The sequence below is a fragment of the Leptolyngbya sp. NK1-12 genome, assembly GCF_032598965.1.
Lineage (GTDB): Bacteria > Cyanobacteriota > Cyanobacteriia > Elainellales > Elainellaceae > Elainella.
On the sequence record NZ_CP053586.1, the window covers coordinates 2,865,027 to 2,887,953 of the forward strand.

Below are 22,927 nucleotides of genomic sequence, written 5' to 3' on the forward strand. Positions count from 1 at the left end.
GAGCGATATGCTGGGATTTCAGAACCTACGAATGAACTCCCACTTTGATTAATCAACCGCTTCCAATTGATTCAGCAGAGCCGCAGCCCGCTTCAACTCAGCGAGCATGGCGAGGTAGCCTATCGCTTCAGTTTGAATGCCGCGATAGCAAAACCATTCTCAGCCGCAGTCGGGTTCAGGCTCCGCTCAAGGTGCAGCGACCGTTTTACCCAGAAGGGGATTCCATCTGCCATAGCGTTATGCTGCATACGGCAGGTGGAATTGTGGGCGGCGACCAGCTTGCTGTGCAGGTGCAGGTAGAGCCACAGGCCCACGCTTTGCTGACAACGGCTGCCGCCACTAAGGTGTATCGCAGTAACGGTCTAGAAGCCCAGCAGACCACCCAAATCCGCGTTGCCCCTGATGCCTGCTTGGAATGGTTGCCGCAGGAAACGATTGTGTTTGACGGTGCTCGATACCGGCAGCAGTTGCGGATAGACTTGGCCGATCAAGCCACGTGGCTGGGTTGGGACATCACTCGCTTGGGGCGTAGTGCACGGGGTGAACGGTTTACTACAGGCGAATGGCGTTCCCGCACCGAGGTTTGGCAGAATCAGCGGCTGATTTGGGTTGATCCGCAGTGGATTCAGGGCGGTGGTGAGATGCTAGAGAGTCTGCATGGGTTAGCGGGTTGCGCTGTAATCGGCAGTTTGGCCTTCGTGGGAGCAAGCGTGGGGGCAGCCGGAACAACCATCAGCGACCCATTACTTGAGAAATTGCGTTCCAAGATTGCTGCCCCAACCCAGATGGGAGTGACTCGCCTGCCAACTGGTGTATTGTGTCGCTATCGAGGTGACTCCACGGCTGAAGCCCGCCATTGGTTTGGCGAGATCTGGAATCTGCTGCGGCAAGACTATCTAGAGCGGCCAAGCTGCATTCCGCGAGTTTGGCAAGTTTCAAGCTTGCGGTAAGCTCCGATGGCATAGGTCGATCTTCCAGCCCGCTTCGGTCAATTATAGTAAAAAGTACCATAATAGAAGAGCAGGGCGAGTCATTCAATGCAATTCACTGCCTTTTGGTTCGAGATTTTGTCCGCTGTGAATTTTGCCCGCTGTGAAATGACGACAAACAACTGTTTGCGAGATATCCATGAGCGTAACCACCCAATTGCCCATTCCGGCTCATTTTGATCGTTCCAGCGTCGCTGAGGTTTGGCGCGTTCCCTATCAAGTTCGAGCTGCCGAAGCCCAAGCTTGGGCCAAGCAACACCAGATTCGGCCTGCCGCTGAGGATAAGCGCCGCATTTGTCTGCTGGCTATTGATGTGCAAAATACTTTCTGCATTCCGGGCTACGAGCTGTTTGTGGGCGGACGCTCTGGCATGGGAGCCGTGGAGGACAACATCCGCCTCTGTGAATTTATCTACCGCAACCTGGGCCAAATCACTGAAATTGCCCTGACAATGGATACCCATACCGCCGCCCAGATTTTCCATTCCCTATTTTGGATTGACCAAGCGGGCAACCATCCACCTGCCATGGCGATGATTTCGTTGGAAGATCTGGAGCAGGGCCGCTGGCAGGTGAATCCCGCCGTTGCCGTCAATCTTGGGAAGGACTACGACGAGCTACAGACCTATGCCCGCCACTACGTGCGTCAGCTCAGCCAAGCCAACAAGTATTTGCTGACCATCTGGCCCTACCATTCGATGCTGGGTGGCATTGGGCATGCGATTGTCTCTGCGGTGGAAGAAGCCTGCTTTTTCCACAATTTGGCTCGCGGCAGCCAAACTCGGTTTGAGATCAAGGGCGGCAATCCCCTGACGGAAAACTACTCGGCCCTGAAGCCAGAAGTATTGGTAGATCAAAACCAGCAGACAATTGCCCAGGAAAATCGCGCCTTTTTGCAGCGGCTGCTCAGCTTCGATGCGATTGTGATTGCCGGTCAAGCCAAAAGTCACTGTGTCGCCTGGACCGTCGCCGATTTGCTGAACGAAATTGAGGCCACCGATCCGAAGCTGGCCCAAAAGGTGTACCTGCTAGAGGATTGCACCTCGGCAGTGGTGGTGCCCGATGTGGTGGACTTCACCGAACAGGCCGATGCGGCCTATCAGCGCTTTGCCGAGGCTGGGATGCATCTAGTTAAATCCACCGAACCGATCGAGGCTTGGGTCCGTTTATAAAAGCCTACTGGGATAGCTGCGCCCACTCCTCCGGCAACAGATTGGCGACCAGCTCAAACCCACCTTGTCCATCTGGTTTGACGACATAGGCGACGCCCTGCGGTTCGGGGTAAATTCCGGTGGCGGCTTCAAACACATCATCATGGCCGACAATTACCGTATTGGTGCCGCTAGCAGGTAGGGCGGTCAGCATCGGCATGACGGCAGCTCGCATCTGCTGCACCTGCTCCTCGGTGTACTCCTCTGCCGGAGGGAAGTTGAGGGCGGCTCGTTTTTCATAGCGGCCAAAGGCCAGATCGGCAGTCTGCCAAGCGCGGCAGTATTCGCTGGAGTAGACCTGACCGACGGGAATTTGCAGATTCTGAAAGGCTTTGCCAATCGTCCTCGCCTGCTGCCAGCCCACTTCACTCAGCATCCGCTGGGTTGAGCAATCGCCCATTGTGGCGGAAACTTGATCGGCGTAGTCTTTTTCGGTTTGAGCATGGCGGAAGTAAATCACATAGCCACCCTGCCGCAATGCATTCACCAAATCAGCGCCGGTCAAGCGATCTTGAAAGGTTGGCGTCGCCCCTTCACCGCCTTCGCCGCCTTCGCCGCCTTGGGCTAACCGTTGCTCTACCAAAATCTCAGCCTGGGGTGGCTGCGCATGTCCTGACGGACTGTCTGATGATGCAACTGCCGCAGGGACTGCTCCCAGCAAGGAATAAACGCCCACACCCACCCAAATTTTGATCTTATTGCTTCCCATGACCGTTTTTTGGCACCTTATTTTTGGCATTAGAGTTAGCTGCAACAAGGCAATAGCTGACTAGTTTCCTGGCCGCAGCACAAGCGTCTGAGCTAGAAACTGTTTTTTCAGCCGCTCACCTTGTTAAGAATAATTTGCGTTAATCATACGGCCAATTTGATTTTTTTTGAAGCGCTTGCTGAGGAGAATCATGAAGCTCTATTACGTCATTTCACTGAATTGTGCGGTTTGTGACGTAATCTAGTTTGCCGTCACCCAAGGTGATATAGTCAGGAAACTCGATTGGTTCTAGCGGGGAGCAGTCGCTAGACGCAAGGGGGAAAGTGCAGTGTCAGTCTGCCGCTGTCCCGCAGCTGTGAGAAAGTTTTGAGTTTTGAGTTTTGAGTTTTGAGTTTTAAGTTTTGCATCACCAACTCAAAACTCAAAACTCAAAACTCAAAACTTTTCAAGCCAGAACACCCGCCAATCGTGGCATGTTCATTTCATCTGCGAGGTACGGATGGTGCGTAGTTCAATGCGTCGTTCAATGGGTTCTCAACTTAGAAAACGGAGCCGGCTCAGTCAGTTATCGCTGCCGCTGGTTAGCAGTGCAGGTCTTTTGCTGACGGCAACGCCGGTTCTGGCTCACCATGCAATGGCAGGCCGCTTACCGGCTAATTTTGTCGAAGGATTTTTGTCGGGGTTGGCGCATCCAGTGATTGGGCTGGATCACCTGGCTTTTGTAGTCGCGGTGGGGCTGTTGGCTGCTACCGAACCAATGGGCCTGGTGATTCCCATCGCCTTTATTCTGACCGCCATGCTGGGCACGGGTTTACATCTGATCTCGGTACCGTTACCGGCGGTGGAGCTGCTAGTTTCGGGGTCGATTCTGCTGTTTGGCAGTTTACTGGTGCGGCAAACCAAACTGAGTCTGCCGATGGTCGCTGGGTTAGCTGCCTTAGCGGGGCTATTCCACGGCTATGCCTACGGAGAGGCCATCTTTGGGGCTGAGATGACGCCGTTGCTTTCGTATCTGATTGGATTTACGGCAATTCAGCTTCTGATTGCCCTGAGTGCCTTTTGGGTAGGTCGTCGGCTGCTGCGGCAACCGGGCCGCGAGTCAGCGAATTTGCGTTCGGCGGGTCTGGTGATTTGCGGGATTGGGATTGCCTTTTTCGCATCTCAGGTTGTAGCCACGGTTTTGCCAGTTTAGGTTGGCTCAGGCTAGGCATCAATTAATCGCATCAATTAATCGCATCAATTAATCCCGTTTCCTTGAACGATATACTTCACGGTTGTCAAGGATTCCAGGCTAATCAACCCACGGCGGTGCCCTTTCTGATTCGACATGCCTAGCGCAATCGGGGTGCCGCGTTTGGGGTTGCGGTGAAAGCGAGGAGAGGCGTTGATATAGGCAATGGCGCTGTTGATGCTGGTGGCAAATTGGCGGCTTTCTTGGTAGGACTCGGTGGCTAGACAGTCCGCGTGGCCGCTACTGTGCTGATTGATCCAGGCAATCGCGCTTTCTAGACTATCCACGACTTTGAAGGCGATTGTATCGCTCAGATAGGCTCGATTCCATTCCGCCGCATCGGCCACCATCGAGAACATATCGGGAAATTCGCTGGCCAGTTCTGCATCGCCGCGTAGATGAAAGCCCTTATCCTTCAAGCTGTTCCAGAGCATGGTCAGGGCCGTGGAGCTGTGTTGCCGGTGAATCAGCACCTTCTCAATCGCATTTACCGGGTCCGGTTCGGTCTGATGGCTGTCTAGAATCATCCAGCGGGCGATATCGAGGCTGCCCGTGGGCGACCAGTAGAGATAGCAGTTGCCAATTGCGGTCCGCAATACGGGAGCCGTTGCTTGTCGGATCACCTGCTGCACCAAGCTAGAACGACCGTAGGGAATCACCAGATTAATATAGCGATCTAGCGTCACCAGTTCCCGAATCACATCGCCCTGTTCGGCAGGCAAAAACTGCAAACAATCCCCCGGCAGCCCCGCATCTTCTATCGCCAGCTTCAGCGTTTCGGCAATGATTTGATTAGAATGGCTGGCTTCGGCCCCGCCCCGTAGGATCAGACTATTGGCTGAGCGCAAACACATACCGGCGGCAATCGCTCCCAATTCCGGCAGCGCTTCGTAGATCAGGGCAATCACCCCCAGCGGCATCAACTGGCAGTAGGTCTGGCACTGATCAACCTGATAGGACGGCGTGTTGAGAATCGGCTGAATCGGGTCCGACAGCTCGGATAATCGCTGGAGGATTTGCCCTGCGGTTTGCAGGCGCTCTGGGGTCAGCTTGAGCCATTCCAGTACCAGCTCCGGAATCGCCATCTCGCGGCTGGCTTCCAGATCTAGCGTGTTGGCCTCCAAAATGTCATTCTGGCGGTCTAGCAACGCTTCGGCCATGAACTGTAGGGCACGGCTCCGGTCCATGCCTCGCAAGGCGGATAGCGCCAAAGAAGACTGTTGAGCCTGTTGAGCAATCGTGGTGAGATCAGGTGATGATGCGTTCAAGGAACTACTGCCTTGGTCTAACGTCTGCAAGCTAGCCATAGCATCAAGACTAGCATCATCGACAGTACCAATGCTGCAATTACCCGAAACGTAACGCTGGAGCTGAATGGAGCGTTTAGGGTGGTCAGTAGTAACAGAAATAGCAGGCCAAAAATGATCGCCAACGTCAGGGGAAAGTAGCCGCTTGCTAGGGAGGAATGGGCGATGTTCCACTGATGCCCGGTCCAGCGCCAGGCCCGCTTGTAGGGGTAGGTCGTAGACAACTGCTCGATCACATAGCCATTCTCTTGGACCACAAAAATTTGCTGACAGCGATTGCAGCCGAACGCCTCGGTCAGGGTGATTGGCACCAGACGGCCTCGACGACGGCAGGGACAGGGATAGTCGTTGTTTAAGTCAATTTTTTGAACTTTTTGGGAATGCACAGGCGCAACGCAAAATGAGGTTTGTTAAGGCGTGATCGAACTCTTACTCTTAAATCTAGCTCAAACCGCATCGGCGGCAATGATTGTTAATACTCTCTTCAAAGTGAGATAAGGGAGATGCGGCTCGTGAGCCTCACCGAACGAGGGGAGATGGGGGAGAGGGGCAAGCCAAGTGGCGTTGAAGTCGGTAGAGTGGAAACAGTTGTTCAGGCGGTTTTGTTATGTCTCCAGTTGAGAAGCCTCAGGCTCAAACAGCACTCTCCTACCCGAAGAGCCGTAAGCTCGATGTCACGGAAACCTATCATGGTACGGCGGTGGCGGATCCCTATCGCTGGTTAGAGGATCCCCATGCGGAGGAGACGCAGGCTTGGATCGAGGCGCAAAATCAGGTGACGTTTGGCTTTTTGAACCAGATTCCGATTCGGGAAACGCTGCGGCAACGGCTGACTCAACTGTGGGACTACGAAAAGTTTGGCACGCCGTTTAAGCAGGCGGATCGCTATTTTTATTTCAAGAATGATGGACTTCAGAACCAGAGCGTTCTCTATACCCTGTCGGATCTGGAGGGCGAGCCGCGGGTTTTGATCGATCCCAATACTCTGTCGGACGATGGCACGGTGGCGCTGTCGGGGTTGTCGATTAGCGAAGATGGCAAACTGATGGCCTATGGGCTGTCTACGGCGGGGTCGGATTGGCAGGAGTGGAAGGTGCGTGATGTGAACAGCGGTGAGGATTTGCCGGATCTGCTCAAGTGGGTGAAATTCTCTGGGGCGAGCTGGACGCACGATCAGCAGGGCTTTTTCTATTCGCGCTACGATGAGCCGAACGAAACCACCAAGCTAGAAGAAGTCAATTATTATCAGAAGCTCTATTACCATCGGCTGGGCACACCCCAGTCTGAGGATCCCCTGATCTACGAACGCTCGGACCAGAAGGAGTGGGGCTTTAGTGGCTTTGTCACCGAAGATGGCCGCTACCTGATCATCTCGGTTTGGATGGGTACCGATCCGAAAAATCTGGTGTTCTACAAAGACTTGACGACCGATGGCCCGGTGGTGGAGTTGATCAATCAGTTTGAGGCTAGCTACAGCCTGATTGACAACGATGGCACTACTTTCTGGTTTCAGACCGACCTAGAGGCACCGCGCGGGCGCGTGATTGCGATCGACATCACCAATCCTGACAAGCAGCACTGGCAGGAGATCATTCCTCAAGCTGCCGAAACGCTGGAAGGAGTTGGCTTGCTCAACAATCAGTTTGTCGCTTCTTATCTCAAGGATGCGCGGACGCAGATCAAGATTTTTCACCTGGATGGCCGCTTTGCCCGCGAAGTCGAATTGCCGGGAGTGGGATCAGCCGGTGGCTTTGGTGGTAAGCGCTACGACACAGAAACCTTCTACAGTTTTACCAGTTTCACCACCCCGACCACGATCTACCGCTACGACATGGTGACCGGCGAAAGCACAATTTTTCGGCAGCCGCAGGTGGATTTTAATCCGGCTGACTATGAGACCAAGCAGGTCTTCTACACCAGTCGGGATGGCACCCAGGTGCCGATGTTCATCACCCACAAGCAGGGGTTGGCGCTGGATGGCAACAATCCCACCCTGCTGTATGGCTATGGCGGTTTCAATGTGTCGCTGACGCCGTCGTTTTCGCCCAGTAACGTGGTTTGGATGGATCTGGGCGGCGTTTATGCCGTTCCCAACCTGCGGGGCGGCGGCGAATATGGCGAAGATTGGCATCAGGCGGGCATGAAGCAAAACAAACAGAATGTGTTTGATGACTTTATTGCCGCAGCGGAGTGGCTGATTGCCAATGGCTACACCTCCTCGAAAAAATTGGCGATTTCCGGCGGCAGCAATGGCGGGTTACTGGTAGGAGCCTGCATGACCCAACGGCCCGATTTGTTTGCGGCAGCCCTACCGGCAGTGGGAGTAATGGATATGCTGCGCTTCCATAAGTTCACCATCGGCTGGGCTTGGTGCTCGGAATATGGCTCTGCCGAAAATCCCGACGAGTTTCCCACCCTCTATGCCTATTCGCCGCTGCACAATCTCAAACCCGGAACCGCCTATCCGGCCACGCTGATCACCACCGCCGACCATGACGATCGGGTAGTGCCAGCCCATAGCTTTAAGTTCGCGGCAGCCCTCCAGGAGGCTCATGCCGGAGATGCACCCGTGCTGATCCGGATTGAAACCAAAGCGGGGCATGGAGCCGGTAAACCCACGGCCAAAATTATCGAAGAGGTGGCGGATCGGTTTGCCTTTTTGGTGAAGGTGTTGGATATCCAGGTCTAACAAATCCCTTGGGCGAAATCGGCAACTTCGGTGTACTCTAAGGATCGCAAATCGCACCGGAAGACCCATCGCATGGCAAAAGATCCAGGCCAAACCCTGAGGACGGCCAGCCTATTTCGACTCAGAGCAACACCCAAAACCGTCCGAGAAACCCTCAGTGCAGCAGACCGAGTTGACCTCTGGAAGCTGACTCCCAAGGTCAGAAGCAGCCTCAACCTCAGGCTCAGCGGTCTAGCGAAACGGGCCAATGCCGATGTGACGCTGCTGAATGCTGCCGGTCGGGTGCTGGCCTCTTCTCGCAAACCGGGCAACAAAGTTGAAACCCTCAGCAACATTTTGCTGACCCCTGGCACCTTCTATGTGCGCGTCAATCTGCGCCGGGGCAGTGCCGATACCCGCTATGCCCTCACCCTCAGCGCCACTCCCACCTCGGATCAGTTTGGCAATTCGTTTGAGACCGCCACGTCTCTCCGAACCGCCACCGGCAGCGGCAGTGATTTTGTCGGCAACAGCGATCCTGATGATTTCATCCGGTTCAGTCCCTTGGTGGCCGGACGGTTTGACTTTACCCTTACCGGACTCACCGACGATGCCAATCTGGAACTCTACGACAGCAATCGCAATCTGATCTTGACCTCCACCAACAGCGGCACCACCGATGAACAGATCAACCAGCGTTTGACTGGAATTGCCGGGTCCACCTATTACTTGCGCATCCTGCCAGCCGCGGGCAAAGAGACAAACTACACATTCAACTATGCCTTTGTGCCTGATACTCCGACCCGTACCGCTTCTGGACTGCAATATATTGACCTGACAACTGGCAATGGCCCCACCCCCACCTCTGGTCAGACTGTGACTGTACAGTACACCGGAATTTTAGTAGATGGCACCAAATTCGACAGTTCCCGCGACCGCAATCAGCCCTTCTCGTTTGCAATTGGCACTGGCCAAGTGATTCCCGGTTGGGACGAGGGCCTCAGCAGCATGAGTGTGGGCAGTCGGCGACAGTTGATTATTCCGCCCAATCTGGCCTATGGGTCTAGGGGCGTTCCTGGCACCATTCCCCCCAACGCTGCCTTGATCTTTGATGTGGAAATTATTGGAATCAGTTAGATGAAATTGTAGAGAACAAGCTGGGACGCATGCTAAGTATCTCACTAGCATATAGACTAACTGTTCCACACCCATTCACCGTTCGGCTGAGTCGCTGACGGCGAAGCCCATCCACCCCTTATATACCGTCATCTTGCTAGCAACGACCTAGATCTCCATGCGCGACTCTGCCCCAACCCAAGCTGAATCTAGTTCAACGGCAGCTTTGATTGTAGGAGCCAGTCAGGGAATTGGGTTGGAATTTGTCCGCCAACTGCTGCCTCGCGCCGATCGGCTCTACGCCACCTATCGGGATCCCCAGGCTGAACTGTTGACCATTCAGGATCCGCGATTGCGCTGCTTGCCGCTCGACATCACGGACGAAAGCCAGATTGCTGCCGCCATTGCCGAAATTCAGGCAGAAACCACTGTCCTGCATACGGTGATCAACTGCGTCGGGGTGCTGCACGAAGGCATGATGCAACCAGAGAAAAGCCTGCGCCAGCTCAATGCCGAGCAATTGCTGCGCTATTTCCAGATCAACAGCATTGGGGCTGTTCTACTGGCGAAACATGTCCAGCCCTTGCTCAAACACACTCACCGCAGTATTTTCGCAACCATTTCCGCCAAAATTGGCAGCATTGGCGATAATCAGTTGGGTGGATGGTACGGCTACCGGGCTTCTAAAGCGGCGTTGAACATGCTGATGCGTACAGCAGCGATTGAGTACAAACGCACCTGCCCGAGAACAATTGTGGTGATGCTCCATCCAGGAACGACCGATACGCGCCTATCCCGCCCGTTTCAGCGCAACGTGCCGCCAGAAAAGCTGTTTAGTGTCGAGCGGACTGTGGGGCAGCTCATCACTATTTTGGATGGGCTAGAGGAAAGCGATAGCGGCGAATTCTTTTCCTGGGATGGTAGCCGCTTGCCATGGTAGAATTCAGCTCGCTGACCAGCCTCCTGACTCCCAAACAAGACGAATGGCGGTAGCGAAACCGATTGGTTTTCTGTCATACTCTGAGAAACCGCTCAGAGGCATCCGTATGAAACAGCCAGCTTCGGATTCTTCCTTTCACGAGCAACGTAGAGATTCAAGACTGTGGCAGTTGGGTAGCCTGAAGAACTTGGGCATTTTGCTGCTGGGAGCCAGTTTAGGCGCAATTGGTACAACTTGGTTGACCGCTAAGACTGATTCGGCCACAGAATCACTCACGGCTGAACCGATTCTGGTGCCGCCCCGTTCCGCTCGCCCCGATCAGGCCAATTCCCGTTCTAACCCTCTGTTCAATCTCTTCTCAGCTCACAATCGCGCAGATACTGTGGTTGAGGCAACCGTTTGCGTCAAGACCCGCATGGGATGGAACGAACAAGCCTGTGCCTCTGGAGTTTCGATTGACCCACAGCTAGCAGGCGTTGGCCAAAGGCGGGGTGCCGTGGTGTTAACGAACTATCATGTGATTGCCGACATGGGCAACCGTCCGCCGCTCCAGCTTGGAGGCAAAGGCGAGGTCTACAATGCAGAAATTCTGCGGCAATCGCCGGAGTTCGATCTGGCGCTGCTGTTTGTCCCGGACGCGGACTTTCCGATTGCGCCTTTGGCTGATGTCTCTCCTAGTCAGGGAACCGCGGTACGGGCGATTGGTTTTCCCAACAATCAACCCTTGACCGTTAAAAATTCATCGCTGCTGGGCACCACGCGAGAGTGTCTGGCCGTAGCTCCCTGTCTAGCCATCCAGCAAGGCACGATCACGTTCGGCAATTCTGGTGGACCGCTAGAAGCGGATGGCAAAGTCATTGGGATTACGCAGGGAGAAATTGTTGATGAAGTGGCGATTCCTGTCGAGCAAATTCGTCAGTTTCTAGCAGGAGAAATTCCACCGGCCACCCGTTCTCCCCAACGCCCTCCCCGATTTGAACCCGATCTGCCGCCCATGCGGGAGCCACCGCCCTATGCTCCTTATCCGATGGAGATGCCGCCGCCGTATCCGGTTTGGTAATTTAGGAGTGAATGGATAGATGGGTAGATGAGTGAAATCACTATGAATTTTTCTTGGCGCAATCAGGAATGATAAAAAGAGAAGCTGGAAATGTCAGATCTAGAGACACGCACGGCCATCGCTCCCTGAATAATTGGATGTTGGGCAGGATGGGAGCCAATTTGCAGGAATGGTAATGTCATAGATTTCTCGAAATTGCCGCTCATCGCTCCGATTCAACCAGGCTCAGTTGCCCCCGATAGCCCGTGACAATCCGACTCCCATCTTTGAGAATGTGAATTTCGATTTGATCACTCGCCCAGGTAAGCTGATCCTGCAATGCCGGATTAAACAGATGCACCCGTTGATTACTGGAAGAAACTAGAGAATCCGGGGAATGAATTGCCAAAGACTGCACATAAGCTCCATCGATTAAAATGTCGAGCTGCTCCAGTAAACCCTGCACTCCTGCGGGAGCCTGCGGCGATCGCAGTTGCTCTAATGTGAAGCCAGTAAAAGACATGACGTTTAGACCAGCGGCTTTGACTCGGCGAGCTAAATCGATCAGAGCGGGCGCTTGCCAGAAGGGTTCTCCACCCGAAAAGGTGACACCTTGATTGCGCGGGTTACTGAGAATCTTTTCAACCAGAGTATCAACGGCAATGAGCTGGTTGATCTCAAATGACCAGGAAGCCGGATTAAAGCAGCCGGGACATTCTCGCAAACAACCCTGCAGCCAGATCACAGCTCGACAACCTGGACCGTTCACCTCCGATTCATAGTGGTCGATTCTAGTACTACGGGAGCTGTTTGGTGGCGATCGTCGGACCCATCAACTCCTTGCAGCCCTGCCTGGTATCAGCACTAAAACCCTGACACAGCGCCTGCGAGAGTTGGAGGCTCAAGGGCTGATCGAGCGACGCATCTATGCCGAAATTCCGCCTCGCGTCGAATATTCTCTCACCGCCAAAGGCCGTCAACTCCAGCCTGTGATGGCGGCTCTGCATCAGGTTGGCTCACAGTGGCTAGCGCAAGACCCCTGTATGTGCCCATTGAACTCAGATTAGGTGTTGAAGTCAAGAAAGAAAAAAGGGCACAGCCAGCGCTGCCACCCTTTCTGCTGCTACCCTTCACCGTTGTGTTGGGGGTCTATCCTAGTTGCCTCTAGGTGCAATCTCAGCGTTAATCCACATCATGGGCAAAGCGGTTATAGAGGAAGTCGAGTGCGTGGTTGCGCAGCTTGTAGTATTCTGGCGTGTCCATAATCCGGGTGCGGTCGCGAGGGCGGCTGAACGGAATTTCCATAATTTCGCCAATGTTGGCAGCGGGTCCGTTAGTCATCATCACTAACCGATCGGCCAGGAAGAGGGCTTCGTCGATGTCGTGGGTGATCATCAGCACCGTACAGCGATTATGGTTCCAGATCTTCAGCAACTCTTCTTGTAGTTCCTCTTTGGTGATGGCGTCCAAGGCACCGAAGGGTTCGTCCAGAATCAATACTTCGGGTCGAATTGCCAGGGCACGGGCAATGGCGACCCGCTGTTTCATCCCACCCGAGATCTCCGGTGGTTTTTTCTCGATAGCATCAGCCAAACCCACCATCGCCAGGTGCTCTTTTACAATCTGGCTTTTCTCGGCTTTGGATTTTTCTGGATACACAGCGTTGACACCCAAGTATACATTGTCAAATACGGTCATCCAGGGCAGCAACGCATAGCCTTGAAACACCACCATCCGGTCGGGACCAGGGCTTTGGATCGGTTGACCCTGTAGACGCACCTCGCCAATTGTTGGTCTGGAAAAACCGCTGACCATATTCAGCAATGTGGTTTTACCGCAACCAGAGTGACCGATGACGCAGATGAACTCGCCTTTCTGAACGGTTAAGTTGACGTTTTGTAGAACGGTATATTGATCGCCTTTCGGTAAGTCATAGATCTTGGAAACGTTGTCAACGACTAAAAAAGGTTGCTGACTAGTAGACTGTGGATACGTTTGAGTTTGAGTTGCAGTAGTCATTAAGGATTGCATAGTTAGAACGGAATGAGGAATGGAAGCTAAGTTTTGAGTTTTGAGTTTTGAGTTTTGAGTTTTGAGTTAGGAATAGTGTCGCTGTAGGGTCAAGGGACAGGGGCGAAGATGAGTTGGAAGCAGACAAGAGTCCCGCACTCGATTACCCCTTGAATAACTGAGAAACTCAAAACTTAGCACTCAAAACTTAAAACTTTTTACTTTAAGCAGAACGGGCAATGGGCGTACTTAGAGGCACTTCGGCCATGTAAATGTCGTGCTTGATCGCCAGACTATTCAGGTAGGCAATCGGATCATCGGCTGTGAAGGTGACTCCATCGAACAAATGGATCGGACCGCGACTGTAGGACAGTTCAGCCAATCCCAATTCACGGGCCGCGATGCTAAAGACGCTGACTTTACAAACCCGCTCCAGCACTTCTACCCAGTTGCGCGGGAAGGGCACCTCTCCCCAGCGGGCCAGTTGGGTCATGATCCACAGGTTTTCAGTTCGGCTGGGACGGTTGACTCCGGCACCGAAGAACTGATGGTGGGCATACTCGCGAGGCGAGGGATGGATATCACAGACGCGATGGCTGGAATCTCCTAAGTAGATGTAGTCCAATTCGGTTGCTAAGTACTCCGGACGAGAGAGAATTTCTCGTACCTCATCGTGGTTCTTTTCGTCAGTGCAGTAACGGCAGGCTTCCAGTAACGCTTTGACCAGCGCTACGTGGGTATTGGGGTAGGCCAATGCCCAATCTTCCCGCACGCCCAGCACCTTACCCGGATGGCCGTCCCAGATTTCCAAATCGGTAGCAATCGTGTAGCCGATATCCTCAACGGCTGCTCGCACATTCCAGGGTTCGCCGATGCAGTAGCCATCGATGTTACCTGCCTCCAATTGCGCCACCATCTGGGCCGGTGGAATCGTAGTAACTGAGACATCGTGATTCGGATCGATGCCGCCCGCCGCCAACCAATAGCGTAGCAGTAGGCTATGCATAGAAGCTGGGTGAACAGCTCCAAAGGTATGCCGTTTGTTCGGTGTTTCCAGCAGCATCCACTTTAGATCGTTCAGGGTCAGGATGCCTTGCTCATAAAAGCGTTTGTCGAGGGTAATCGCGTTACCGTTGCGCGTCATGGTTAGCGCGGTAACAACCGGCAACGGCTGATCATTCATTCCGCCTACTGTCAGCCAGACTGGCATCCCTGAAGGCATTTGTGCCGCATCGAGATAACCACCCGCGATGCCATCTTGAATCCCGCGCCAGCTCGACTCGCGTACCAGATGCACTTCATCCAAACCGTGGTGGGTAAAGAAGCCCTTTTCTTTGGCGACAACCAAGGGAGCGCAGGCAGTCAAAGGCACAAAGCCGATTTCCAGATTTATCTTTTCCAACCCGTGACGAGCAATCGCGGTAGTTTTGCGCGCCCGCAGCTTTTTGATTTGCTTCTGTTGGTTCAGAAAGTAGATAATTTCACTGCGATAGCTGTAGTAGTTGGGGTGGTTCACTACTTCCATGCGCTTGCGTGGACGGGGAATATCCACGTCCAGAATCTGGCCAATCTTGGATTCGGGGCCATTGGTTAGCATCACCACCCGATCCGAAAGCAGGATCGCTTCGTCTACATCGTGAGTCACCATCACGGCGGTCACGTGGTTTTCTTCGCAGATCTGCATTAACTGCTCTTGCAAATTGCCGCGCGTCAAGGCGTCCAGCGCTCCAAACGGTTCATCGAGCAGCAGCAGCTTGGGCCGAATCGCGAGAGCACGGGCAATCGCCACCCGCTGCTTCATGCCGCCAGAGAGTTGATCGGGTGGTTTGTCAGCGGCGTGACGTAATCCCACCATGTCAATGTGCTGTTCAATAACCTGCTCCCGCTCTGTGCTCGGCAAATGTCCCAACACATTATTGACTGCTAGGGCAATATTTTGCCGCACGGTCATCCAGGGCAGTAACGAATAGTTTTGGAATACCACCATCCGGTCAGGACCGGGGCGGAGAATCTGCTCACCTTGCAGTAAGACAATTCCTTCGGTGGGCTGATCCAACCCAGCAATCATGTTCAATAGTGTCGATTTACCGCACCCAGAGTGACCAATTAGGGAAATGAATTCACCTTGTTGAATCGTTAGATCAATACCTTTGAGCGCGATGTATTGATTGCCGTTGGCAAGAGGAAAGGATTTTTTGATGTTGTCAACAGTAACAAAAGCCATAGGAAGACTCAAGAGTGATGGATGAAGAGTGACATTGGGAAAACGCTAACAGATATAGAGCGAAGAAAGACGAAGGGCAACGGAGAACACGTACCGTTGGAGAACAGAGAAACGATATTACAGCCATTACCCCTCATCCGACCGCTACGCAGATTTTAGCTACGCAGCAAACTTTGTATCGCTCAATCCTTTGCTTCTACTGGCGCTGGCTCTGCGGCAGAATCAAGTTCTGCAGATAGGCCATCAACTTATCTAGCAGCCAACCCACCAAACCGATGTAGATGAGCGCTAGGATAATTTCGCTGACCTGCCCGTTCTGATAAGCATTCCAGATAAAGAAGCCAATTCCCACAATCCCCGACATCACAATCTCTGCGGCGATAATCGCCAGCCAAGCTAAACCAATCGCAATCCGCAATCCGGTGAAAATATAGGGCAGAGCAGCCGGAAACAGAATCTTGAAGAAATATTCTGTGCGCGGCAATTGCAGCACTTGGGCCACGTTGTTGTAATCCTGCGGAATTTGCTTTACACCCACGGACGTATTGATCAAGATTGGCCAGACTGCCGTAATGAAAATCACAAATAAAGCTGCAGGCTGGTTTTGCTGGAGAGCGGCCAGTGCAATTGGCACCCACGCTAGCGGAGGAACGGTCCGCAGGATTTGAAATACAGGGTCCAAACCCTTAGAAATTCGCTTGTTCATCCCAACCAGGATGCCCATACTGATGCCAACCACGGCAGCGATGCTATAGCCAATGGCAACCCGCTGCAAGCTAGCAAACACCTGCCAAAACAAACCCTTGTCGGTACCACCCCGGTCATAAAAGGGATAGAGAATCAGAATCCAGGTATCTTGTACCACCTGAATCGGTCCTGGCAATTCAGCACCCGGCAGCGAAGACAGCAGTTGCCAGATCACCAACAGAATCAAGATGGTAACCAAGGGTGTCAGGATGTCATCCAGACGCTCTCTAACCTTTGGATTGCGTAGCCAAGAACTCGCGGTATTTGATGGTCGTTTCTGAGCAATGGTCACGATTGTTCTCCTTGATGCATAGCGGTCGTTATGAACAAAATATCGTCATTAGTCATTGATGATTAGCTGGTTGGTAAAACAACGAATGACAAATGACACATTACGAACAGCGAATCACGAATCACGAAAGCCTATCGATTTAACTAAACTCGCTTGATCTTCAAGCTGTTCAAATAGGCTTCGGGATTTTCAGGATCAAACCTGATGCCGTCGAAGAATTGCTCAACGCCCCGAGATGTGCTGCTAGGGATATCTGCCGCTGGCACTCCCATTTCTTGGGCGGCTTCTTTCCAAAGGTCTTCGCGGTTAACTTTATCGATCAAGGTTTTAGCGTTGGTTAGATAGCTTTTCTCCAAGAAGCCCCAACGAACGCTTTCGGTCAGGAACCACAGGTCGTGGCTCTTGTAGGGGTAAGAAACACTACCCTTCTCATCCTTCCAGTACAGCACGGCCATCGAGCGATCATCGATCGTGCGGCCATCGCCCATGTTGTACTTACCCATCAACGGGTTGATCAGAATGTCTTCGGCTAAACCAAAGTATTCGCGCTGGGCTAGAATTGCAGCCAACTCTTGGCGGTTATTAAAATCATCGCACCACTGCTGCGCTTCCATCAGCCCCTTCAAAATGGCCTTAGTGGCCTTGGGATACTGATCCACCCAATCTTGCCGCATCGCGAGATATTCCTCTGGGTGATTCTTCCAAATCTCGGCGGTTAAGGCAGCCATGAAGCCCACATTGTCTGACACAATCCGGTAAGGCCAGGGGTCGCCCGTACTGAAGGCATCCATTGCACCCCGCTTCATGTCGGCAAACGTTTGGGCAGCTGGCACCGTCAGCATTTCCATATCTTCATCCGGATCCAGTCCACCGGCTGCGGCCCAATAGCGAATCCAGAAATCTTGGTTCGCTTTTGGAAATGTATTGGCAGCCTTGAACCGAGTACCGGCAGATTTGAGCTGAGAGAAGAATGCCTTTTGTTCTTCTAGTTTTAGCCCAATGTTCTTACCCTTGTGCTCTCCAGCAATCGCAATTCCATTCCCGTGGGTGTTTAACTGAGCTAGCACATACATCGGAACCTTAGTGCCATCAGTGATTAGCCCTTCGGTAATCAGATAAGGCATCGGCATCTGCCACTGTCCGCCATCGATACCGCCTCCCTTGGAACCAATCTTGACGTTATCCCGCGCGGCTCCCCAGTTGGCCTGTTTCTCCACCTGTACATCGGGCATGCCATATTTGGCAAAAAAGCCCTTTTCCTTGGCAATGATCAAGGGAGCCGATTCTACGATAGGAATGTAACCCAACTTAGCCGTGGTTACTTCTGGTTCAGTACCAGCAGCAAGCGTCACCGGGGATGCTGCTGGCGAGCTTTGGCCCCCTGTAGTGGTATCTGGTGGATTGCCCATACAGCCTTTCAGCAAAATGGTTGCCGCCGTAGATGCACCAGCGGTAAACAAGAACCTGCGTCGGGAGAATTGGCTGGGAAATTGCGTCATAGTACCTCCATTTAGAACGTTTAGAACTAATGTGACCAACACAAATGCGACTTACAAAATCGCGGCACAGCAAGGTAGAAAAGATTGCAATATCAACCTTTTCACCCCAGATCTGCGTCGCAGATGAGGAAAATTAGGTCAGCTACCCTCTGGGGAAAACAAACCTTCCCTAAAAGCGGCTGGACTATTCTCACTAGAGAAAAGTTTTTAGAGAACAACTCACCGAGATAGACGAGATGGGTCTAAATCAGCAATCAGCGTTGCCACGGCTGACTGGGTGCTTGCTCCATCAACTTATGTCTATGAATCTACTGTTTTTGATAGACAAAGTCTAGGGGTTAAATTGGCGATTATTAAAGAAATCTTATATCACCCCTATAAGTAAAAATTTGAATCTTTTCTTTCGGAACTCGAATTTAGGATTGCCTGCTATCTAATTAATAGTTTGCATAATTTTATTTATGTAGTTTTAGCGGTCCGTTTTATGTTTCAAAAGTGGCTGAAAATGCCGATAAATCAATGTGTTTGAGCTTTACGGCTTGTGATTTGCCACGCTCATGTTTTTCAACAGAGCACATCCTCTTTATGCAATTAATAAAGGCCAATTAATCAATAGAATTGAAAGTTTCACTGATAGAGTCCAGTTGATAGGATGAATTCAAGAACTAATTCATAGAAGTAACTCGATGCTAACCCTGGCGGATACCATGATATTGCTCCGGTGGCGACCCTTTTTGGCTGAGCGCACCTATGCTTTTCTCAAGTTTTGCTGGAACAGCAGCCATCGGCCCAGGCTTGATTAGTATTTGTTTAGGTTAGCTCCCGAATCGCGCGGGCTAGATCGTCAGAAGTGCCCACATCTAGATAGCTGCCCTCTGGAAAGATTTCTGCTTCTACCTGCAATCCTGCCTCAATTCCAGCTTGAATCACATTACCAATCGGCAGTTCAGCTGTAGGAGTGGGGCTGCTCAGAAATTGGTGCAAAAACCTGGTAAAGCTTGGCTTCCACATCGCAATTGCCCACATGTAGCGCAAGTCGGTCTGGGATGGTTTCTCGATGATTTGCTGAACCCGGCCCGACGCATCAAAGGCCACCATACCAGCTTTCCAGTACTGTTCGGTGGGAAATAACCCCAACACCACATCGGCGGCACCGGACTGTAAGCGCTCTAGAACTTGCGCATAGGCATCTTCAGGCTGAAACAAGATATCCGGAAAGCCCAAGGCCACAATTGCCTGTTGCACAAACGGATAGGCTTGGTCCAACGTGTAGGGCACTCCATAGGGCACATGCACCGTCAGATAGGCCAAATGCATATTCACCATTGCCCCATCGCCAAAATAGGCTGGAATATCCCATTTGCCCGGACGCAGAACAAAAAACGCTTTCTGAATCCCGGCTCGCTGCATCTTCTCTAATAAATAGTGCGCCACTACTTTGGGCTTGGGTTTGCCCTCTGCATCAACGCGAAAGCCAAGCGGATACAGTTCCTTGCTGAGAGGCAACGGTGAGAGCCGCGTCGCCTGTCCGCCTGCTGGCAACAACCCAATAATATCAACCTGCTGGTTCATAGGACCTACACTCAAAACTTAAAACTCACATCAGATCCGACTAAACACCCTAATTTAGACACTGTATTGTACAGGCGTTTTGCAAAACGCCTGTACGCACCCCCTTCCCACCCTACGTTACTCCACCCTCACGGTCGGGAATAACTAACAAGGACAAACCGCAAACGTTGTAGAGCTGCACCTATTCATAGTGCTAGTCAGTAGACCCCAGATCCAACCGCCTCCCACTCAAGCCAACTCGCCTGGTCAGGGCGAATTGAGCTTGAAGGAAAAGCTAGCACAGAAGCGCAAAGCCGCCCGACTTCGCAAAGAAGTTACCAATTTCACGATTTTCTCGTTCCTATTTGCCCTGTTTGTCAGCGCACCGTTGGGGCTAATTGGTGGCCCTAAGGTCGCTGTGGCGGTTGTGGTAGCCATCTTGTGCCTGTCGCTTTCGTTTAAATATCCGCGTTTGGCGCTGTGGGCATTTTTAATCTACATGCCGTTTGGCGGCACCATCACCTATTTGATCGGTAACAGTCCCCTCTTGCAGCTCGCCAAGGATGGGTTCTATCTACCGGCCCTAATTGGTATCTATCAACATTGCCGCCGCGAACGATTGCCGATTCTGATTCCTAAGCAGTTAGTGACGCCCTTGATCATTCTGCTGGTCTGCTGTACGTTCACGATGCTAGCCAGCAACACGTATCAGCAGTTCTTTGGCAAAGGCGGTGAGCAGCCGATTGCGATGGGAATTTTGGGCCTCAAGGTTTTGATTGGCTATGCGCCTCTGATTCCTTGTGCCTACTACCTGATCCGCAACAAGAAAGAAATGCTGTTTTTGATGCGCCTATCCAGCATTTTGATCTTGATTTGCTGCGGTTTAGCCTTCATTCAGTACCTGATGCTGTTAACAGGGAAATGTGCAGGCACGCGCTTTGCCGAAGGAGCCGATCTGTTCAAGGCATCGCTGGAGGCGCGCTGTTTTGTCGGCGGATCGTTGCTCTACAGCCCGCAACAGGGAGTAATTCGGCTACCCGGTACGTTTGTGGCACCGTGGCAGTGGGGTTGGTTTCTGATTTCCAGTACGTTTTTTGCCTTTGCCTCGGCTTTCAGCGATCCCAAATTCTATGGCCGCATACTGGGATTGAGCGCCTTGGGAATGACCTTTGTGCTGGCTGTGGTGTCTGGGCAACGGATTGCTCTAGCGCTAGTGCCTACCGTCGCGGGACTATTGTTGATCCTCACCGGACAGGTAGCCAATCTGAAGCGATTTATTCCAATCGCCATTGGGTTAGGTATCGTGCTGAGTGTGGCAGCGGTGCAAAATGCAGCTACAGTGCAGGAGCGGATTAACAGTTTTATTGTGCGCTGGGCGGCTTCCCCTCCCGATGCGTTTATTCGTGCCCAGTTTTTCTGGTCGCTAAAAGAAGGCGGCCTACTGGGTGCCGGATTGGGACGGGCGACCAATTCGGCCCGTGCGCTGGGCAAAACCGAGCTAGTGGAAACCTACTACCCCAAGCTGATCTACGAAATCGGTCCGTTTGGCACACTGGCGTTTCTAGCCGTGGTGACGATCCTGACGATGGTGACATTCAAAGCCTATCGCTCGGTGCGTAATCGCAATATTCGCAGCTATGGGGCCACGCTCTGGGTGTTTGTTCTATTTATCAGCTATAACACCTACTACTACCCACTCGATGTCGATCCGGTTGCGGTCTACTACTGGTTTTTTGCGGGTGTAATTCTCAAATTGCCAGAAATTGAGCGTTTAGCCAAATTGCAGCCAGACGAAGAGGAAGAACAGGAAAGTAATCCGAAAGGCAAGAAGAAAAAAAAGAAGAAGAAAAAGAAAAAGCAGCGACGAAGGTGATAGCGGGAACAGTAAGAACGAAAGTCTGAGCGAATTAAAGCAAATTTAAGCAAGTTTCAACAGGAGGTATAGGTCATGGTGCCCTCGGTTTCGGTGATTATTCCCACCTATGGACGCGAGCAAGTGCTGCGGGAAACGCTGGCGAATGTGCTGCAACAAGATTATCCCAATTATGAGCTGTTGATCGTCGATCAAACTGCCCAACATGAGCCGGAAACGCAGGCATACCTGGAGCAACTAGCCGCCGAGCAAAAAATCCGCTGGTTTCGGGTTAACTGGGCTAGTTTGCCAGGTGCCCGTAACTATGGCGTGCGTCGCTCGCGGGGCGAAATCATTGTTTTTTTGGATGACGATGTGCTGCTGCCGCCCAACTTCTTGCAGATGCATGTGCGCAACTTTGTAGAGCGCCCGGATGTTGGTGCCGTGGCCGGACGAGTGTTGGACCGCATGAAGTTAGCCGAAGCCGATCCGAATTTAATTATTGAAGATTTGCCACCCGAAGCAATGGATCCGGGTACCGCTTGGTACAGCCTAAATCTGGTGCATACCATCAAACCACAGCAGGTACTAACAGCAAGGGGCTGCAATATGTCGTTTCGACGCGCTTTGTTTGAACAGCACAGTCTCTGGTTTGACGAACGCTTTCAAGGCAGCGCAGTCCGCGAAGAATCTGACTTTTGCTTACGCATCCGCAAAACCGGTTACAAAATTTGGTACGACCCAACAGCCCACCTGGTTCATTTGGGCGAAGAATCAGGAGGTTGCCACGATATTAGTACGCGCTCCTTCAAATACCAAATCACGTTCTATCACAACAACTTTTTGATGGGTCTAAAAAATTTGACTCCTATTCAATTTTTGCGTTTATCCACTGACTTATTCGATTGCCAAGTTTTGGGGCATCCACCTTGCTGTAAAAGTGGCTCGCCGCTTAGTATCATTAGTCGCGCTATCTTTTATATTCTAGGTTGTTTGGCAGCCGTCAAAACCTTGCTGGGTTCGCTATGGAATGACGGCCAGCGCTATACTCAACTCGACCAAATGGTCGGCGATATGTAAGGGGTGCTAGTGTCAGTTCAAGTTAGTACTGCATTTGCGAATTGTATGCTGGCAGTTGCTCAGCCTGCTCTTTGCTTAGCCCCGTAGCATACACGCGACGCTGGTCTTGGTCAATTCGTGCCCGGTCCGCCGAAAGCAGAACTTCTCTGCCTGAAGGATTGGTTCCTAGATCAACCACGATGTACTGAATCTGACCCATGTCATCCACCAACGCATTGGCTACAGTACCAATCTTTTCTTCGGTTTTGCTAGCCAACATGCCGGCTACCAAGTCAGAATACACGCCAAATCCGCTAATTCTGTAGCTACCCGGCTGACGATTTGAATTCAGATCATATTCATCAATTGTTTTCAAAGCCATAACATGTACCTCAAAATATCTTCAATGTGATTATCAGACAGCAAATTTAATTTCGATAGGCTCTACTCCATGCCTAGTCCAGTGCAGTCCAGTGCAGTAATG

At 52.1% G+C, this 22,927-nt stretch carries 20 protein-coding genes and 1 riboswitch; of the genes, 10 read left to right on the plus strand and 10 right to left on the minus strand.

Annotated elements, in window-relative coordinates; all coding sequences use genetic code 11:
- Positions 1-44 precede the first annotated feature (44 nt).
- Complete coding sequence (locus tag HJG54_RS12035) at positions 45-950, plus strand: urease accessory protein UreD (RefSeq protein WP_316435202.1); 906 nt, start codon at positions 45-47, stop codon at positions 948-950.
- Between the two features lie 178 nt (positions 951-1,128).
- Positions 1,129-2,160: an isochorismatase gene (locus HJG54_RS12040; protein WP_316435203.1), complete on the plus strand. Its 1,032-nt coding sequence runs from the start codon at positions 1,129-1,131 to the stop codon at positions 2,158-2,160.
- A gap of 4 nt (positions 2,161-2,164) precedes the next feature.
- Here the strand turns inward: HJG54_RS12040 and HJG54_RS12045 are convergent, their stop codons facing one another.
- Positions 2,165-2,908, minus strand: a complete 744-nt coding sequence (locus HJG54_RS12045; RefSeq protein WP_316435204.1) for a histidine phosphatase family protein — start codon at positions 2,906-2,908, stop codon at positions 2,165-2,167.
- A 266-nt stretch (positions 2,909-3,174) separates the two neighbouring features.
- Positions 3,175-3,390, plus strand: a riboswitch (cobalamin riboswitch).
- 17 nt (positions 3,391-3,407) lie between these two features.
- Here HJG54_RS12045 and HJG54_RS12050 point away from each other — a divergent pair.
- On the plus strand, positions 3,408-4,100 hold the full coding sequence (locus tag HJG54_RS12050; RefSeq protein WP_316435205.1) for a HupE/UreJ family protein: 693 nt from the start codon (positions 3,408-3,410) through the stop codon (positions 4,098-4,100).
- Positions 4,101-4,144: 44 nt separating this feature from the next.
- Here the strand turns inward: HJG54_RS12050 and HJG54_RS12055 are convergent, their stop codons facing one another.
- Positions 4,145-5,446, minus strand: coding sequence for a glutamate-5-semialdehyde dehydrogenase (locus HJG54_RS12055; protein WP_316435207.1), 1,302 nt, complete (start codon positions 5,444-5,446; stop codon positions 4,145-4,147).
- Positions 5,425-5,832, minus strand: coding sequence for a hypothetical protein (locus HJG54_RS12060; protein WP_036005141.1), 408 nt, complete (start codon positions 5,830-5,832; stop codon positions 5,425-5,427). Before HJG54_RS12060 ends, HJG54_RS12055 begins: the two co-directional genes overlap by 22 nt.
- A 221-nt stretch (positions 5,833-6,053) precedes the next feature.
- On the opposite strand from HJG54_RS12060, the gene HJG54_RS12065 reads away from it, so the two are divergent.
- The 4 genes from HJG54_RS12065 (at position 6,054) to HJG54_RS12080 (ending at position 11,230) form a co-directional block, all read left to right on the plus strand.
- On the plus strand, positions 6,054-8,135 hold the full coding sequence (locus tag HJG54_RS12065) for a prolyl oligopeptidase family serine peptidase (RefSeq protein ID WP_316435208.1): 2,082 nt from the start codon (positions 6,054-6,056) through the stop codon (positions 8,133-8,135).
- A gap of 72 nt (positions 8,136-8,207) precedes the next feature.
- On the plus strand, positions 8,208-9,251 hold the full coding sequence (locus HJG54_RS12070) for an FKBP-type peptidyl-prolyl cis-trans isomerase (protein WP_316435209.1): 1,044 nt from the start codon (positions 8,208-8,210) through the stop codon (positions 9,249-9,251).
- A gap of 157 nt (positions 9,252-9,408) precedes the next feature.
- Positions 9,409-10,170, plus strand: a complete 762-nt coding sequence (locus tag HJG54_RS12075) for an SDR family NAD(P)-dependent oxidoreductase (RefSeq protein WP_316435210.1) — start codon at positions 9,409-9,411, stop codon at positions 10,168-10,170.
- A 106-nt stretch (positions 10,171-10,276) separates the two neighbouring features.
- The gene (locus HJG54_RS12080) at positions 10,277-11,230 is read left to right on the plus strand and encodes a S1 family peptidase (protein WP_316435211.1); all 954 of its coding nucleotides are present in this window, start codon (positions 10,277-10,279) and stop codon (positions 11,228-11,230) included.
- Between the two features lie 202 nt (positions 11,231-11,432).
- Here the strand turns inward: HJG54_RS12080 and HJG54_RS12085 are convergent, their stop codons facing one another.
- A complete protein-coding gene (locus tag HJG54_RS12085; protein ID WP_316435213.1) occupies positions 11,433-11,978 on the minus strand; it encodes a 4Fe-4S single cluster domain-containing protein in 546 nt (181 codons plus the stop codon).
- A 19-nt stretch (positions 11,979-11,997) separates the two neighbouring features.
- Here HJG54_RS12085 and HJG54_RS12090 point away from each other — a divergent pair, with 19 nt between their 5' ends.
- A complete protein-coding gene (locus tag HJG54_RS12090) occupies positions 11,998-12,276 on the plus strand; it encodes a winged helix-turn-helix transcriptional regulator (RefSeq protein WP_316435634.1) in 279 nt (92 codons plus the stop codon).
- Between the two features lie 115 nt (positions 12,277-12,391).
- On the opposite strand, the gene HJG54_RS12095 is transcribed toward HJG54_RS12090, so the two are convergent.
- From HJG54_RS12095 to HJG54_RS12115, 5 genes are all read right to left on the minus strand, one after another.
- Positions 12,392-13,228 (minus strand): nitrate ABC transporter ATP-binding protein, encoded by an 837-nt coding sequence (locus HJG54_RS12095; protein WP_316435214.1) that lies wholly within the window; start codon positions 13,226-13,228, stop codon positions 12,392-12,394.
- Positions 13,229-13,442: 214 nt separating this feature from the next.
- Positions 13,443-15,443 (minus strand): nitrate ABC transporter ATP-binding protein, encoded by a 2,001-nt coding sequence (locus tag HJG54_RS12100; RefSeq protein WP_316435215.1) that lies wholly within the window; start codon positions 15,441-15,443, stop codon positions 13,443-13,445.
- A 196-nt stretch (positions 15,444-15,639) separates the two neighbouring features.
- Positions 15,640-16,482: a nitrate ABC transporter permease gene (gene ntrB, locus HJG54_RS12105; RefSeq protein WP_316435216.1), complete on the minus strand. Its 843-nt coding sequence runs from the start codon at positions 16,480-16,482 to the stop codon at positions 15,640-15,642.
- A 143-nt stretch (positions 16,483-16,625) separates the two neighbouring features.
- Positions 16,626-17,981, minus strand: a complete 1,356-nt coding sequence (locus HJG54_RS12110) for a CmpA/NrtA family ABC transporter substrate-binding protein (RefSeq protein WP_316435217.1) — start codon at positions 17,979-17,981, stop codon at positions 16,626-16,628.
- A gap of 810 nt (positions 17,982-18,791) precedes the next feature.
- The gene (locus HJG54_RS12115; RefSeq protein ID WP_316435218.1) at positions 18,792-19,553 is read right to left on the minus strand and encodes a nucleotidyltransferase family protein; all 762 of its coding nucleotides are present in this window, start codon (positions 19,551-19,553) and stop codon (positions 18,792-18,794) included.
- 190 nt (positions 19,554-19,743) lie between these two features.
- On the opposite strand from HJG54_RS12115, the gene hpsL reads away from it, so the two are divergent.
- Positions 19,744-21,405, plus strand: a complete 1,662-nt coding sequence (hpsL, locus tag HJG54_RS12120) for a hormogonium polysaccharide biosynthesis protein HpsL (RefSeq protein WP_316435220.1) — start codon at positions 19,744-19,746, stop codon at positions 21,403-21,405.
- 75 nt (positions 21,406-21,480) lie between these two features.
- Entirely contained in the window at positions 21,481-22,464 is a 984-nt protein-coding gene (hpsN, locus tag HJG54_RS12125) for a hormogonium polysaccharide biosynthesis glycosyltransferase HpsN (protein WP_316435221.1), read from the plus strand.
- A 22-nt stretch (positions 22,465-22,486) separates the two neighbouring features.
- Here the strand turns inward: hpsN and HJG54_RS12130 are convergent, their stop codons facing one another.
- Complete coding sequence (locus tag HJG54_RS12130; protein WP_316435222.1) at positions 22,487-22,825, minus strand: PRC-barrel domain-containing protein; 339 nt, start codon at positions 22,823-22,825, stop codon at positions 22,487-22,489.
- Between the last annotated feature and the right edge of the window lie 102 nt (positions 22,826-22,927).

What these genes read in the sequence shown, in the direction of transcription:
- HJG54_RS12070 (WP_316435209.1), top strand. Translation starts at nt 8,208, where the DNA reads ATGGCAAAAGATCCAGGCCAAACCCTGAGGACGGCCAGCCTATTTCGA.
- HJG54_RS12080 (WP_316435211.1), top strand. Translation starts at nt 10,277, where the DNA reads ATGAAACAGCCAGCTTCGGATTCTTCCTTTCACGAGCAACGTAGAGAT.
- HJG54_RS12115 (WP_316435218.1), bottom strand. Translation starts at nt 19,553, where the DNA reads ATGAACCAGCAGGTTGATATTATTGGGTTGTTGCCAGCAGGCGGACAG.
- HJG54_RS12100 (WP_316435215.1), bottom strand. Translation starts at nt 15,443, where the DNA reads ATGGCTTTTGTTACTGTTGACAACATCAAAAAATCCTTTCCTCTTGCC.
- HJG54_RS12065 (WP_316435208.1), top strand. Translation starts at nt 6,054, where the DNA reads ATGTCTCCAGTTGAGAAGCCTCAGGCTCAAACAGCACTCTCCTACCCG.
- HJG54_RS12055 (WP_316435207.1), bottom strand. Translation starts at nt 5,446, where the DNA reads ATGGCTAGCTTGCAGACGTTAGACCAAGGCAGTAGTTCCTTGAACGCA.
- HJG54_RS12045 (WP_316435204.1), bottom strand. Translation starts at nt 2,908, where the DNA reads ATGGGAAGCAATAAGATCAAAATTTGGGTGGGTGTGGGCGTTTATTCC.
- HJG54_RS12130 (WP_316435222.1), bottom strand. Translation starts at nt 22,825, where the DNA reads ATGGCTTTGAAAACAATTGATGAATATGATCTGAATTCAAATCGTCAG.
- HJG54_RS12095 (WP_316435214.1), bottom strand. Translation starts at nt 13,228, where the DNA reads ATGACTACTGCAACTCAAACTCAAACGTATCCACAGTCTACTAGTCAG.
- HJG54_RS12040 (WP_316435203.1), top strand. Translation starts at nt 1,129, where the DNA reads ATGAGCGTAACCACCCAATTGCCCATTCCGGCTCATTTTGATCGTTCC.
- HJG54_RS12110 (WP_316435217.1), bottom strand. Translation starts at nt 17,981, where the DNA reads ATGACGCAATTTCCCAGCCAATTCTCCCGACGCAGGTTCTTGTTTACC.
- HJG54_RS12075 (WP_316435210.1), top strand. Translation starts at nt 9,409, where the DNA reads ATGCGCGACTCTGCCCCAACCCAAGCTGAATCTAGTTCAACGGCAGCT.
- HJG54_RS12050 (WP_316435205.1), top strand. Translation starts at nt 3,408, where the DNA reads ATGGTGCGTAGTTCAATGCGTCGTTCAATGGGTTCTCAACTTAGAAAA.
- hpsN (WP_316435221.1), top strand. Translation starts at nt 21,481, where the DNA reads ATGGTGCCCTCGGTTTCGGTGATTATTCCCACCTATGGACGCGAGCAA.